The 16,210-nt window shown below is 47.2% G+C and carries 5 protein-coding genes, 1 tRNA gene and 5 rRNA genes; all 11 read right to left on the bottom strand.

Going from position 1 to position 16,210, the window contains the following annotated elements; genetic code table 11:
• Window positions 1-37: 37 nt before the first annotated feature.
• A 23S ribosomal RNA gene (locus I1A42_RS12010) occupies window positions 38-2,927 on the bottom strand.
• A 336-nt stretch (window positions 2,928-3,263) separates the two neighbouring features.
• Window positions 3,264-4,816 (bottom strand): 16S ribosomal RNA (locus I1A42_RS12005).
• Window positions 4,817-5,146: 330 nt separating this feature from the next.
• Window positions 5,147-5,262, bottom strand: a 5S ribosomal RNA gene (rrf, locus tag I1A42_RS12000).
• Window positions 5,263-5,376: 114 nt separating this feature from the next.
• Window positions 5,377-8,266: ribosomal RNA gene (locus tag I1A42_RS11995) — 23S ribosomal RNA — on the bottom strand.
• 291 nt (window positions 8,267-8,557) lie between these two features.
• Window positions 8,558-8,633 (bottom strand) — tRNA-Glu (locus I1A42_RS11990).
• Window positions 8,634-8,743: 110 nt separating this feature from the next.
• Window positions 8,744-10,296, bottom strand: a 16S ribosomal RNA gene (locus I1A42_RS11985).
• Together the 16S, 23S and 5S rRNA genes with 1 tRNA gene alongside form the textbook arrangement of a ribosomal RNA operon.
• A 488-nt stretch (window positions 10,297-10,784) precedes the next feature.
• The gene (gene fre / locus I1A42_RS11980; protein ID WP_196123611.1) at window positions 10,785-11,495 is read right to left on the bottom strand and encodes an NAD(P)H-flavin reductase; all 711 of its coding nucleotides are present in this window, start codon (window positions 11,493-11,495) and stop codon (window positions 10,785-10,787) included.
• Between the two features lie 14 nt (window positions 11,496-11,509).
• Window positions 11,510-11,779: a 2Fe-2S iron-sulfur cluster-binding protein gene (locus I1A42_RS11975; RefSeq protein WP_161156393.1), complete on the bottom strand. Its 270-nt coding sequence runs from the start codon at window positions 11,777-11,779 to the stop codon at window positions 11,510-11,512.
• Window positions 11,776-13,629, bottom strand: a complete 1,854-nt coding sequence (gene ubiD, locus I1A42_RS11970; RefSeq protein WP_196123610.1) for a 4-hydroxy-3-polyprenylbenzoate decarboxylase — start codon at window positions 13,627-13,629, stop codon at window positions 11,776-11,778. The genes I1A42_RS11975 and ubiD overlap by 4 nt, the downstream gene beginning before the upstream one ends.
• Before the next feature lie 101 nt (window positions 13,630-13,730).
• Window positions 13,731-14,717 (bottom strand): hypothetical protein, encoded by a 987-nt coding sequence (locus I1A42_RS11965; protein WP_196123609.1) that lies wholly within the window; start codon window positions 14,715-14,717, stop codon window positions 13,731-13,733.
• A gap of 97 nt (window positions 14,718-14,814) precedes the next feature.
• Window positions 14,815-16,074, bottom strand: coding sequence for a transcription termination factor Rho (gene rho, locus I1A42_RS11960; RefSeq protein ID WP_161156487.1), 1,260 nt, complete (start codon window positions 16,072-16,074; stop codon window positions 14,815-14,817).
• Window positions 16,075-16,210 lie beyond the last annotated feature (136 nt).

Below are 16,210 nucleotides of genomic sequence, written 5' to 3'. Positions count from 1 at the left end.
CTATATCGAGTCCGATACAAAACCTCTTTGGTGTTGTATGGTTAAGTCTCACGGGCCATTAGTACAGGTTAGCTCAACGCCTCACAACGCTTACACACCCTGCCTATCAACGTTCTAGTCTCGAACAACCCTTTAGGACGCTTATAGCGCCAGGGAAGACTCATCTCAGGGCTCGCTTCCCGCTTAGATGCTTTCAGCGGTTATCGATTCCGAACTTAGCTACCGGGCAATGCGTCTGGCGACACAACCCGAACACCAGAGGTTCGTCCACTCCGGTCCTCTCGTACTAGGAGCAGCCCCCTTCAATCTTCCAACGCCCACGGCAGATAGGGACCGAACTGTCTCACGACGTTCTAAACCCAGCTCGCGTACCACTTTAAATGGCGAACAGCCATACCCTTGGGACCGACTTCAGCCCCAGGATGTGATGAGCCGACATCGAGGTGCCAAACACCGCCGTCGATATGAACTCTTGGGCGGTATCAGCCTGTTATCCCCGGAGTACCTTTTATCCGTTGAGCGATGGCCCTTCCATTCAGAACCACCGGATCACTATGACCTGCTTTCGCACCTGCTCGAATTGTCATTCTCGCAGTCAAGCGGGCTTATGCCATTGCACTAACCTCACGATGTCCAACCGTGATTAGCCCACCTTCGTGCTCCTCCGTTACTCTTTGGGAGGAGACCGCCCCAGTCAAACTACCCACCAAGCACTGTCCTCACCCCAGATAATGGGGCCAAGTTAGAACATCAAACATACAAGGGTGGTATTTCAAGGTCGGCTCCACAATCACTAGCGTGACTGCTTCATAGCCTCCCACCTATCCTACACATGTAGGCTCAATGTTCAGTGCCAAGCTGTAGTAAAGGTTCACGGGGTCTTTCCGTCTAGCCGCGGGTACACTGCATCTTCACAGCGATTTCAATTTCACTGAGTCTCGGGTGGAGACAGCGTGGCCATCATTACGCCATTCGTGCAGGTCGGAACTTACCCGACAAGGAATTTCGCTACCTTAGGACCGTTATAGTTACGGCCGCCGTTTACCGGGGCTTCGATCAACCGCTTCGAGTTACCTCTAACAGCATCAATTAACCTTCCGGCACCGGGCAGGCGTCACACCGTATACGTCATCTTACGATTTTGCACAGTGCTGTGTTTTTAATAAACAGTTGCAGCCACCTGGTATCTGCGACTCTCAATAGCTCCAAGAGTAAATCTCTTCACCGTCAAGAGCGTACCTTCTCCCGAAGTTACGGTACCATTTTGCCTAGTTCCTTCACCCGAGTTCTCTCAAGCGCCTTGGTATTCTCTACCCGACCACCTGTGTCGGTTTGGGGTACGATTCCTTACAATCTGAAGCTTAGAGGCTTTTCCTGGAAGCATGGCATCAATGACTTCATCACCTTAGTGACTCGACATCGTGTCTCGGCCTTAGAGGAAACCGGATTTACCTAATTTCCAAGCCTACGCACTTGAACCTGGACGACCGTCGCCAGGCCCACCTAGCCTTCTCCGTCCCCCCATCGCAATTGTAAGAAGTACGGGAATATTAACCCGTTTCCCATCGACTACGCTTTTCAGCCTCGCCTTAGGGGTCGACTTACCCTGCCCCGATTAACGTTGGACAGGAACCCTTGGTCTTCCGGCGTGGAGGTTTTTCACCCCCATTATCGTTACTCATGTCAGCATTCGCACTTCTGATACCTCCAGCAGACTTTACAATCCACCTTCAACGGCTTACAGAACGCTCCCCTACCCAATACCTAAAAAGGCATTGCCGCAGCTTCGGTTTACAACTTAGCCCCGTTACATCTTCCGCGCAGGCCGACTCGACTAGTGAGCTATTACGCTTTCTTTAAATGATGGCTGCTTCTAAGCCAACATCCTAGCTGTCTAAGCCTTCCCACATCGTTTCCCACTTAGCTGTAATTTGGGACCTTAGCTGGCGGTCTGGGTTGTTTCCCTCTCCACGACGGACGTTAGCACCCGCCGTGTGTCTCCCGGATAGTACTTACTGGTATTCGGAGTTTGCAAAGGGTTGGTAAGTCGGGATGACCCCCTAGCCTTAACAGTGCTCTACCCCCAGTAGTATTCGTCCGAGGCGCTACCTAAATAGCTTTCGGGGAGAACCAGCTATCTCCGAGTTTGATTGGCCTTTCACCCCTAGCCACAGGTCATCCGCTAATTTTTCAACATTAGTCGGTTCGGTCCTCCAGTTGATGTTACTCAACCTTCAACCTGCCCATGGCTAGATCACTCGGTTTCGGGTCTATATCCAGAGACTGGGCGCCCAGTTAAGACTCGCTTTCGCTACGGCTCCCCTAAACGGTTAACCTTGCCACTGAATATAAGTCGCTGACCCATTATACAAAAGGTACGCAGTCACCCCACAAAGAGGCTCCTACTGCTTGTACGTACACGGTTTCAGGTTCTATTTCACTCCCCTCACAGGGGTTCTTTTCGCCTTTCCCTCACGGTACTGGTTCACTATCGGTCAGTCAGGAGTATTTAGCCTTGGAGGATGGTCCCCCCATATTCAGACAGGATATCACGTGTCCCGCCTTACTCGATTTCACCATAAATACGTTAACGGTTACGGGGCTATCACCCGGTATCGCGTGCCTTTCCAGACACTTCACCTGACGCATAAATGGCTTAAGGGCTAATCCGGTTTCGCTCGCCGCTACTACCAGAATCTCGGTTGATTTCTTTTCCTCGGGGTACTTAGATGTTTCAGTTCTCCCGGTTCGCCTCTTTAACCTATGTATTCAGTTAAAGATAACTGCTTATGCAGTTGGGTTTCCCCATTCGGACATCGTAGACTCAAGTGGCTCTTACTGCCTCATCTACGCTTATCGCAAGTTAGTACGTCCTTCATCGCCTCTGACTGCCAAGGCATCCACCGTGTACGCTTAGTCACTTAACCATACAACCCAAAAAAGTTTTGAGTTGATGAACAAGTCACCAAGGTTTGTCTGCATTTTTATACATGTTGCAGACTCGATATTGCCGGACTCAATTTTTCTTTTGTCTCCGCTTTAAAAAAAGCAGAAGCAAAATAATCTTACTATTAAAGCAAGATTTCCAAGAACACTTGAATGTGTGTTGGTTATCTATCAATGATAGATAATTGAGAACTTTTACAAACATTCTAAAAGAATGTTTTGTCAGCTTTCCAAATTGTTAAAGAGCAATAATAGCTCGAAGCTTACGCTTCAAAACCATCAATCTGTGTGAACACTCATCGCAATAATCTTATCGTTAAGGAGGTGATCCAGCGCCAGGTTCCCCTAGCGCTACCTTGTTACGACTTCACCCCAGTCATGAACCACAAAGTGGCAAGCGTCCCCCCGAAGGTTAAACTACCTGCTTCTTTTGCAGCCCACTCCCATGGTGTGACGGGCGGTGTGTACAAGGCCCGGGAACGTATTCACCGTAGCATTCTGATCTACGATTACTAGCGATTCCGACTTCATGGAGTCGAGTTGCAGACTCCAATCCGGACTACGACGCACTTTTTGGGATTCGCTCACTTTCGCAAGTTGGCCGCCCTCTGTATGCGCCATTGTAGCACGTGTGTAGCCCTACTCGTAAGGGCCATGATGACTTGACGTCGTCCCCACCTTCCTCCGGCTTATCACCGGCAGTCTCCCTGGAGTTCCCGACATGACTCGCTGGCAAACAAGGATAAGGGTTGCGCTCGTTGCGGGACTTAACCCAACATTTCACAACACGAGCTGACGACAGCCATGCAGCACCTGTCTCAGAGTTCCCGAAGGCACCAAAGCATCTCTGCTAAGTTCTCTGGATGTCAAGAGTAGGTAAGGTTCTTCGCGTTGCATCGAATTAAACCACATGCTCCACCGCTTGTGCGGGCCCCCGTCAATTCATTTGAGTTTTAATCTTGCGACCGTACTCCCCAGGCGGTCTACTTAACGCGTTAGCTCCGAAAGCCACGGCTCAAGGCCACAACCTCCAAGTAGACATCGTTTACGGCGTGGACTACCAGGGTATCTAATCCTGTTTGCTCCCCACGCTTTCGCATCTGAGTGTCAGTATCTGTCCAGGGGGCCGCCTTCGCCACTGGTATTCCTTCAGATCTCTACGCATTTCACCGCTACACCTGAAATTCTACCCCCCTCTACAGTACTCTAGCCTGCCAGTTTCAAATGCTATTCCGAGGTTAAGCCCCGGGCTTTCACATCTGACTTAACAGACCACCTGCATGCGCTTTACGCCCAGTAATTCCGATTAACGCTCGCACCCTCCGTATTACCGCGGCTGCTGGCACGGAGTTAGCCGGTGCTTCTTCTGCAGCTAACGTCAAATGATGAGACTATTAATCTCACCACCTTCCTCACTGCTGAAAGTACTTTACAACCCGAAGGCCTTCTTCATACACGCGGCATGGCTGCATCAGGCTTGCGCCCATTGTGCAATATTCCCCACTGCTGCCTCCCGTAGGAGTCTGGACCGTGTCTCAGTTCCAGTGTGGCTGATCATCCTCTCAGACCAGCTAGAGATCGTCGCCTTGGTGAGCTCTTACCTCACCAACTAGCTAATCTCACCTGGGCATATCCTGACGCGAGAGGCCCGAAGGTCCCCCTCTTTGAGCCGAAGCTATTATGCGGTATTAGCCATCGTTTCCAATGGTTATCCCCCACATCAGGGCAATTTCCCAGGCATTACTCACCCGTCCGCCGCTCGACGCCGTTAACGTTCCCCGAAGGTTCAGTTAACTCGTTTCCGCTCGACTTGCATGTGTTAGGCCTGCCGCCAGCGTTCAATCTGAGCCATGATCAAACTCTTCAATTAAAGTTTTTTGTGGCTCAATGAATACTGAATACATTACTAAGTAATGTTGAATTGACTGTGCCAAGACCTCTAATGTTTCCAAAAGACATCTTGATTGGTCACTCAGTTCATTGAAACCAATTGGAAACCGAAGTTTCTCATTTGATTATCATCAACGAGTGCCCACACAGATTGATAGGTTTAAATTGTTAAAGAGCTTTGCTTTCAGTGCGTTAGCACTTAGGCAGGACGCGTATATTACGCTACCCACTTTGAAAGTCAACATAAAACTTTAATCTTTTTTAAAGCTTTATGGTGACTTGCTTACTTTGTAAGCAAGTGGAATTTAAAGCCTGGCGATGACCTACTCTCACATGGGGAAGCCCCACACTACCATCGGCGCGATTTCGTTTCACTTCTGAGTTCGGCATGGGATCAGGTGGGTCCAAAATGCTATGGTCGCCAAGCAAATTCTTTGTTGTTACCGCTACGCAGCAACAATTAATTCAGAAAGCTGTCGTTCTCACACAATCAAGTGTGTCTCTTATATCGAGTCCGATACAAAACCTTTTTGGTGTTGTATGGTTAAGTCTCACGGGCCATTAGTACAGGTTAGCTCAACGCCTCACAACGCTTACACACCCTGCCTATCAACGTTCTAGTCTCGAACAACCCTTTAGGACGCTTATAGCGCCAGGGAAGACTCATCTCAGGGCTCGCTTCCCGCTTAGATGCTTTCAGCGGTTATCGATTCCGAACTTAGCTACCGGGCAATGCGTCTGGCGACACAACCCGAACACCAGAGGTTCGTCCACTCCGGTCCTCTCGTACTAGGAGCAGCCCCCTTCAATCTTCCAACGCCCACGGCAGATAGGGACCGAACTGTCTCACGACGTTCTAAACCCAGCTCGCGTACCACTTTAAATGGCGAACAGCCATACCCTTGGGACCGACTTCAGCCCCAGGATGTGATGAGCCGACATCGAGGTGCCAAACACCGCCGTCGATATGAACTCTTGGGCGGTATCAGCCTGTTATCCCCGGAGTACCTTTTATCCGTTGAGCGATGGCCCTTCCATTCAGAACCACCGGATCACTATGACCTGCTTTCGCACCTGCTCGAATTGTCATTCTCGCAGTCAAGCGGGCTTATGCCATTGCACTAACCTCACGATGTCCAACCGTGATTAGCCCACCTTCGTGCTCCTCCGTTACTCTTTGGGAGGAGACCGCCCCAGTCAAACTACCCACCAGGCACTGTCCTCACCCCCGATAAGGGGGCCAAGTTAGAACATCAAACATACAAGGGTGGTATTTCAAGGTCGGCTCCACAATCACTAGCGTGACTGCTTCATAGCCTCCCACCTATCCTACACATGTAGGCTCAATGTTCAGTGCCAAGCTGTAGTAAAGGTTCACGGGGTCTTTCCGTCTAGCCGCGGGTACACTGCATCTTCACAGCGATTTCAATTTCACTGAGTCTCGGGTGGAGACAGCGTGGCCATCATTACGCCATTCGTGCAGGTCGGAACTTACCCGACAAGGAATTTCGCTACCTTAGGACCGTTATAGTTACGGCCGCCGTTTACCGGGGCTTCGATCAACCGCTTCGAGTTACCTCTAACAGCATCAATTAACCTTCCGGCACCGGGCAGGCGTCACACCGTATACGTCATCTTACGATTTTGCACAGTGCTGTGTTTTTAATAAACAGTTGCAGCCACCTGGTATCTGCGACTCTCAATAGCTCCAAGAGTAAATCTCTTCACCGTCAAGAGCGTACCTTCTCCCGAAGTTACGGTACCATTTTGCCTAGTTCCTTCACCCGAGTTCTCTCAAGCGCCTTGGTATTCTCTACCCGACCACCTGTGTCGGTTTGGGGTACGATTCCTTACAATCTGAAGCTTAGAGGCTTTTCCTGGAAGCATGGCATCAATGACTTCATCACCTTAGTGACTCGACATCGTGTCTCGGCCTTAGAGGAAACCGGATTTACCTAATTTCCAAGCCTACGCACTTGAACCTGGACGACCGTCGCCAGGCCCACCTAGCCTTCTCCGTCCCCCCATCGCAATTGTAAGAAGTACGGGAATATTAACCCGTTTCCCATCGACTACGCTTTTCAGCCTCGCCTTAGGGGTCGACTTACCCTGCCCCGATTAACGTTGGACAGGAACCCTTGGTCTTCCGGCGTGGAGGTTTTTCACCCCCATTATCGTTACTCATGTCAGCATTCGCACTTCTGATACCTCCAGCAGACTTTACAATCCACCTTCAACGGCTTACAGAACGCTCCCCTACCCAATACCTAAAAAGGCATTGCCGCAGCTTCGGTTTACAACTTAGCCCCGTTACATCTTCCGCGCAGGCCGACTCGACTAGTGAGCTATTACGCTTTCTTTAAATGATGGCTGCTTCTAAGCCAACATCCTAGCTGTCTAAGCCTTCCCACATCGTTTCCCACTTAGCTGTAATTTGGGACCTTAGCTGGCGGTCTGGGTTGTTTCCCTCTCCACGACGGACGTTAGCACCCGCCGTGTGTCTCCCGGATAGTACTTACTGGTATTCGGAGTTTGCAAAGGGTTGGTAAGTCGGGATGACCCCCTAGCCTTAACAGTGCTCTACCCCCAGTAGTATTCGTCCGAGGCGCTACCTAAATAGCTTTCGGGGAGAACCAGCTATCTCCGAGTTTGATTGGCCTTTCACCCCTAGCCACAGGTCATCCGCTAATTTTTCAACATTAGTCGGTTCGGTCCTCCAGTTGATGTTACTCAACCTTCAACCTGCCCATGGCTAGATCACTCGGTTTCGGGTCTATATCCAGAGACTGGGCGCCCAGTTAAGACTCGCTTTCGCTACGGCTCCCCTAAACGGTTAACCTTGCCACTGAATATAAGTCGCTGACCCATTATACAAAAGGTACGCAGTCACCCCACAAAGAGGCTCCTACTGCTTGTACGTACACGGTTTCAGGTTCTATTTCACTCCCCTCACAGGGGTTCTTTTCGCCTTTCCCTCACGGTACTGGTTCACTATCGGTCAGTCAGGAGTATTTAGCCTTGGAGGATGGTCCCCCCATATTCAGACAGGATATCACGTGTCCCGCCTTACTCGATTTCACCATAAATACGTTAACGGTTACGGGGCTATCACCCGGTATCGCGTGCCTTTCCAGACACTTCACCTGACGCATAAATGGCTTAAGGGCTAATCCGGTTTCGCTCGCCGCTACTACCAGAATCTCGGTTGATTTCTTTTCCTCGGGGTACTTAGATGTTTCAGTTCTCCCGGTTCGCCTCTTTAACCTATGTATTCAGTTAAAGATAACTGCTTATGCAGTTGGGTTTCCCCATTCGGACATCGTAGACTCAAGTGGCTCTTACTGCCTCATCTACGCTTATCGCAAGTTAGTACGTCCTTCATCGCCTCTGACTGCCAAGGCATCCACCGTGTACGCTTAGTCACTTAACCATACAACCCAAAAAAGTTTTGCGTTGATGAACAAGTCACCAAGGTTTGTCTGCATTTTTATACATGTTGCAGACTCGATATTGCCGGACTCAATTTTGAATACTTACTTAAAAAGTAAGATTCCCAAGAACACTTGAATGTGTGTTGGTTATCTATCATTGATAGATAATTGAGAACTTTTACAAACATTCTAAAAGAATGTTTTGTCAGCTTTCCAAATTGTTAAAGAGCAATGTGTTTTCTTGCGAAAATCACCATTTTTAAGAGCACTTAAGCAAATACGCTTAAAAGTGGTATCCCGTAGGGGAGTCGAACCCCTGTTACCGCCGTGAAAGGGCGGTGTCCTAGGCCTCTAGACGAACGGGACACAAATATTCTCTGCGCCGCCATTGGCTGAGGGCAGAGGGGTTAACGCGGTGCTCTCTATAACTAAACCGTATCAATCTGTGTGAACACTCATCGCAATAATCTTATCGTTAAGGAGGTGATCCAGCGCCAGGTTCCCCTAGCGCTACCTTGTTACGACTTCACCCCAGTCATGAACCACAAAGTGGCAAGCGTCCCCCCGAAGGTTAAACTACCTGCTTCTTTTGCAGCCCACTCCCATGGTGTGACGGGCGGTGTGTACAAGGCCCGGGAACGTATTCACCGTAGCATTCTGATCTACGATTACTAGCGATTCCGACTTCATGGAGTCGAGTTGCAGACTCCAATCCGGACTACGACGCACTTTTTGGGATTCGCTCACTTTCGCAAGTTGGCCGCCCTCTGTATGCGCCATTGTAGCACGTGTGTAGCCCTACTCGTAAGGGCCATGATGACTTGACGTCGTCCCCACCTTCCTCCGGTTTATCACCGGCAGTCTCCCTGGAGTTCCCGACATTACTCGCTGGCAAACAAGGATAAGGGTTGCGCTCGTTGCGGGACTTAACCCAACATTTCACAACACGAGCTGACGACAGCCATGCAGCACCTGTCTCAGAGCTCCCGAAGGCACCAAAGCATCTCTGCTAAGTTCTCTGGATGTCAAGAGTAGGTAAGGTTCTTCGCGTTGCATCGAATTAAACCACATGCTCCACCGCTTGTGCGGGCCCCCGTCAATTCATTTGAGTTTTAATCTTGCGACCGTACTCCCCAGGCGGTCTACTTAACGCGTTAGCTCCGAAAGCCACGGCTCAAGGCCACAACCTCCAAGTAGACATCGTTTACGGCGTGGACTACCAGGGTATCTAATCCTGTTTGCTCCCCACGCTTTCGCATCTGAGTGTCAGTATCTGTCCAGGGGGCCGCCTTCGCCACTGGTATTCCTTCAGATCTCTACGCATTTCACCGCTACACCTGAAATTCTACCCCCCTCTACAGTACTCTAGCCTGCCAGTTTCAAATGCTATTCCGAGGTTAAGCCCCGGGCTTTCACATCTGACTTAACAGACCACCTGCATGCGCTTTACGCCCAGTAATTCCGATTAACGCTCGCACCCTCCGTATTACCGCGGCTGCTGGCACGGAGTTAGCCGGTGCTTCTTCTGCAGCTAACGTCAAATGATGAGACTATTAATCTCACCACCTTCCTCACTGCTGAAAGTACTTTACAACCCGAAGGCCTTCTTCATACACGCGGCATGGCTGCATCAGGCTTGCGCCCATTGTGCAATATTCCCCACTGCTGCCTCCCGTAGGAGTCTGGACCGTGTCTCAGTTCCAGTGTGGCTGATCATCCTCTCAGACCAGCTAGAGATCGTCGCCTTGGTGAGCTCTTACCTCACCAACTAGCTAATCTCACCTGGGCATATCCTAACGCGAGAGGCCCGAAGGTCCCCCTCTTTGAGCCGAAGCTATTATGCGGTATTAGCCATCGTTTCCAATGGTTATCCCCCACATCAGGGCAATTTCCCAGGCATTACTCACCCGTCCGCCGCTCGCCGCCCATAGACGCCCCCGAAGGTTTGTTTATGTCGCTGCCGCTCGACTTGCATGTGTTAGGCCTGCCGCCAGCGTTCAATCTGAGCCATGATCAAACTCTTCAATTAAAGTTTTTTGTGGCTCAATGAATACTGAATACATTACTAAGTAATGTTGAATTGACTGTGCCAAGACCTCTAATGTTTCCAAAAGACATCTTGATTGGTCACTCAGTTCATTGAAACCAATTCGAAACCGAAGTTTCCATTTTGATTATCATCAACGAGTGCCCACACAGATTGATAGGTTTAAATTGTTAAAGAGCTTTCTTTGCAGAACTTTGTTCTTCAAAGTGGAGGTGCATTCTAGCGATATCGTTGTCAGTGTCAAACACTTTTTTCAACTTTCTCATTCGAGCGTCTTATCCTCTTACTGAACCGCTGAAGCCTTATGGCGTCTGCCGTGTCAGTGGTTGCGCAGTATAGACCTCGCGGATTATTAAGCAAGAACTTTTTAGAAAAAAATGCAAAAATCGGTTCGTTAGGATAGTAATTGTGCAAATAGATGAAAAAGAGGGCGATTTCGCCCTCTTTCAGAATATTTTACTGTATAACTTTTAGATGAACGCGTATGCGTCGGCAAACATTCTTTCTGCAAGCGCTTGTTTATTTGCCACAAACTGTTCACGTGCAGCTCCAGCCATTTCAAAGCGCCCAGCTAAATAAATGTCGTATTCAGACAAGGATGCAAAATCTTCATTTATTGCCTGAAGCACATTACCCACTTTACCTTGCCAGTTATCTTCTTGTTGCTCAACAACTGGAACAAAGTGAACATGTTCATTTTGTTCTGCAATAGCAACTAGCTCTTCTTTAGCATAAAGTTGAGTCGCATCTTTCGCTCCCCAATATAGATAAACAGGTTTATTCACTTTATTAGCTACGCAATCATCTAAGATTGAACGTACGTAACTAAATCCTGTACCACCAGCTATAAGTAATAGAGGGCGTTCACTATCTTTGACCCAAGCATCACCATGGGGAACATCTATTTCAATCGCCTTGTCTGTTGTAAGAGAGTCGCGTATCAACTCGACAACTTCACCTGCGTATGCGTTCTGCTCTGCCGCACCGATATGAAGTTCTAATTCGCCATTTTCGCGAGTTGGCGAGTTAGCAATAGAAAAAGGGCGTTTATCTTTTAGGCCCATAACAACCATAAGGTATTGGCCAGCTTTAAATTCGATCTTCTCTTCTGGTTGCAACAATATTTTATAGGTATTGCTTGCTAGCGGAGCAATCGACTTAACTTTACATTTCACAATCATGTGTTTCCTCTAACTTACTCTTCAAAAGTAAGTACTAAATCACTTTCTGGGATAGCTTGGCAGGCAAACACCCAGCCAGATTCACGCTCTTTATCAGTGAGCATTGGTTCTAACTGATAGCTTACTTTGCCTGCGACTTTTTTACACAGACAGGCCGCACACGCGCCAACTTGGCAACGGTTAGGGAAAGAGATCTGCTGGTTGAGCGCAGCCTCTAATATCGTCTGTCCCGACGAAACCGTAAACTGAATCTTATTGGGTAATAATAAGACAGTATGACTCATAGAATATCTAACTCGTCCCAAATTGCATCAATCTTAGCTAATACTTTGGGATCTTTATTAATAGGTTTACCCCATTCGCGTTGAACTTCATCGGGCCATTTATTGGTAGCATCAAAGGCTAGCAAACTGCTTTTGTTATTCAACCCTTCTACTTTACGGATATCTCGAGTGGGATCGATTCTGGTCGTAATCGCCCAAATAACATCTTTCCAATCACGAATATTTACATCTTCATCAAATAAAGCAATAAACTTTATATCACTTACATGTTGAAGATTTTTCAACATGTGATTAATGAACGCCTTAGCTTGATCTGACGCTTCCTTATTTAAACTGACAAGAATAAATCGATGTCCGGTAGAAGGAGGTAAATGAATATCGACTACATTGCTGTATTGGTTCTTCCAATCCTGCAACATGGTCACATCAAAATCTTTACACTCAGGAACGTCATTTAATCCAGTCATGGCTAACTCAGCATCCCACTTAATAGTGGCATCAACTCCCATTTTGGAACCAAGCCCCACAACTGGAGAAGCAAAATCTAGTGAATCAATCGGCGTATTATCAATAAATAAGGCATCGGCTATAGGAGCCATGTTATCAGCCATTGCTTTAACAACATCATCCCAATTGCGAGCATCAACACTTTCATCACACACGATTACGTATTTGGTATACATAAATTGACGTAAGAAAGACCAAACGCCCATCATGACTCGCTTAGCATGTCCAGGATATTGTTTTTTCATGGTTACAATAGCTAAACGGTAAGAGCATCCTTCTGGCGGTAGATAAAAATCTGCAATTTCAGGAAATTGTTTTTGCAAGATAGGGACAAACACTTCGTTTAAAGCGACACCTAACACTGCGGGCTCATCCGGTGGACGCCCAGTGTAAGTACTGTGATAAATAGGTTTATTACGCATAGTTATATGAGTAACAGTGAAAACCCGATGTGTTTCTACCTCATTATAGTAACCGGTATGATCACCATAAGGACCTTCTTCTGCGTATTCGTTAGGGTCGATGTAACCTTCTAGAACAATTTCAGAACACGCCGGGATATCGAGATCATTACTGATTGATTTAACCACCTCTGAGCGACTGCCTCGAAGTAGTCCTGCAAAAGCGTATTCAGATAAGGTATCCGGAATAGGGGTTACTGCAGCAAGAATCGTCGCAGGATCAGCACCAAAAGCAACTGACACAGGGAAAGGTTTGTCTGGATTGACGTCATTCCAATCCTGAAAGTCTAGAGCACCGCCTCGATGAGCTAACCAGCGCATAATAATTTTGTTTTTACTTAACTTCTGCTGGCGATAAATCCCGATATTTTGACGCTTCTTCGCTGGACCTTTTGTCACCGTTAATCCCCAGGTCATTAAGGGGGCTACATCTTCGGCCCAGCAACTCATTACTGGAATTTTGTCTAGATCAACTTGGTCACCTTGCCAAACCACTTCTTGACATGGAGCATGGCGGCGACGCTTAGCTGGCATATTAAGGACTTGTTTAAATACCGGCAGTTTATCAATGGCTTCTTTAAAACCACGTGGCGGTTCCGGCTCTTTTAAATATGATAGCCACTGACCAACTTCTCTTAACCCTTGAACATTTTCTCTTCCCATGCCCAGCGCCACCCGCTCGGGAGTACCAAATAAGTTAGTCAGAACAGGGATGTCATACCCTACTGGGTTTTCAAATAACAACGCAGGCCCTTGTGCTCGCAACGTGCGATCACTAATTTCCGTCATTTCATAGTGCGGGTCGATAGGATGCGAAATACGTTTTAACTGCCCACGCTGTTCTAAATGAGCTAAAAAACTGGGTAAATCCTTAAAAGTCATAGGTATATTTGGCGCTGATTGGGATAGCAAGAGTATAACAAAAACTCAGGTTTCTCGTTTCTTCTTTTTTGCATCCTGAGCAGCTCTCTACGATTCGCTGGTTATTGTTCAAGGACTTGAGATATGACACTTGCTTTAACCTGTCGGTTTGAGCTTAACAACTCTTGTAACCAACTTCTGTGCCCCTGCTCTACCAACGTCTTAGCAACCTGGAATACCTCATCATCATCGGATAAACGGTTGACTAAAAATGCTTTAACATCATCATTCATCGGGTTAAGACGAGCTAAATCTTTGATAGCTTCATCCTTTAAACGCGGGTTTTGAGCAGCCAGCATCATCTGCTTAATCGCAAAGTGGTCATTGCGCTTAGATAGTCGGTCCAATTCACCTTCTATATCTCCGTCAGCTCTCATCAACCACAGTAACTTATAAACTTCTGGGCTATGACTAACTTGGGCTATACGAACCATGACAGCCGATGAAGGTAGCCAACTTGTGACTTTCACAGTAATTAGCTGATCAACTAACGATTGAATAGCTGGGATCGACAAGTGATCAAGCTCTTTAATTAAGAGCTTTTCATGGGTTAACTTGTCAGGTCCAGATAACCAAGCTTTTAATTTCAACTCATGAAGTTCAGCTTTAAGAACAAAATCAACTACCTTTTGATCCTGCTTCCACCGCTTCATTAGCCGAGAACCGACTGCAGTATAATTAAATGCTGGGGAAGAGAATTCATAGCCGTCGCCCTTTACAGTAATTTGGTATACAGGCAACAATCCATTTTGTCGCTGGACAAAACCATATAAAGGCGCAGATAGAGAGATGTTATTTTTATCGAGACGTTTAAATAGTAGGTAGCGAGCAGCTTCCTGCTGAGGAAGAGCAAGCCGCTGGAAGGCAAACTTTAGCGCGTCAATATCATCTTTTATTGCATAGTCGTATAACTGATCCACTTTATGCTCAAGTGTTTTGTCATGCAGAACTTCCTGTTGTTCCGCCACAGACATTTCTACAGCACCAGCAATTCCGCTATACAAGGCTAACGATAATAGAAGAAGCGAGCACAACAATCCTTGTTGCATAAAAACTCCTTTTTACATTCCCTATCAGTCTTGCCTGACTTTATGGGGAATGCAAATAAAAACACCACCGTATCGGTGGTGCTTCACTTTTTTTGGCTTATTGACGGCGCATTGCGTCAAAAAACTCATTGTTGGTCTTCGTCATCGCTAACTTATCAATGAGGAATTCCATTGCATCGATTTCACCCATAGGATGAACAATCTTGCGTAGAATCCACATTTTTTGTAACTCATCAGATTTAGTTAGTAACTCTTCACGACGAGTACCACTGCGGTTAAAGTCAATCGCAGGGAAGACGCGTTTTTCAGCAATCTTACGGTTCAGGTGCAATTCCATGTTACCTGTACCTTTAAACTCTTCGTAAATAACTTCATCCATCTTCGAACCAGTATCAACTAGAGCAGTCGCGATAATAGTTAAGCTACCACCTTCTTCTACATTACGAGCCGCACCAAAGAAACGCTTCGGACGGTGTAAAGCGTTAGCATCAACACCACCGGTCAGAACTTTACCTGATGAAGGCACGACAGTGTTGTAAGCGCGAGCTAGACGAGTAATAGAGTCAAGAAGGATAACCACATCTTTCTTATGCTCAACTAGGCGTTTTGCTTTCTCGATAACCATTTCAGCTACTTGCACGTGGCGGTTAGCAGGTTCATCGAATGTGGAAGCAATCACTTCACCTTTCACCAAACGTTGCATTTCAGTTACTTCTTCCGGACGTTCGTCAATAAGAAGTACCATCAATTCACATTCTGGATGGTTGTAAGCAATACTCTGAGCAATATTTTGCAGCAACATGGTTTTACCCGCTTTAGGCGGAGCAACAATCAAACCACGTTGACCTTTACCGATCGGAGAGGCCAAATCCAGTACACGTGCAGTGATATCTTCTGTTGAGCCATTACCACGCTCCATAACCATGCGTTCATTCGCATGTAGGGGGGTTAAGTTTTCAAACAGGATTTTATTACGTGCATTATCAGGCTTATCGTCGTTAACAGTGTTCACTTTTAACAGTGCAAAGTAACGCTCACCTTCTTTTGGCGGACGGATTTTCCCGGCGATTGAATCACCGGTACGTAAGTTAAAGCGACGAATTTGGCTTGGTGATACGTAGATATCGTCTGGGCCAGCAAGGTAGGAGCTGTCTGAGCTTCGTAAGAAACCAAAACCGTCTTGTAGAATTTCCAGAACCCCATCGCCAAATATATCTTCACCACTTTTCGCGTGAGCTTTAAGTATGGAGAAGATTATGTCTTGCTTTCTTAGGCGTGCTAGATTTTCTAAGCCTAGGCTTTCACCAAGTTTCACAAGATCAGACACGGGTCTGTTCTTCAATTCTGTTAGGTTCATTGTGGTGGATACTTGTTTAGTCAAAATTAGGATCTGTTTTTTAAGTTAAGTAAGATGGATTTGGTCGCAGGATTGACCAAGAAGTGAACACTTGTTTAATTAACGGTCGATAAACTATCACTAAATGTCAGTGTAG

The sequence above is a fragment of the Vibrio nitrifigilis genome (genome assembly GCF_015686695.1).
Classification (GTDB): domain Bacteria; phylum Pseudomonadota; class Gammaproteobacteria; order Enterobacterales; family Vibrionaceae; genus Vibrio; species Vibrio nitrifigilis.
The sequence above is the reverse complement of the archived record's forward strand: the minus strand, read 5'-3'. Positions and strand labels throughout refer to the sequence as shown.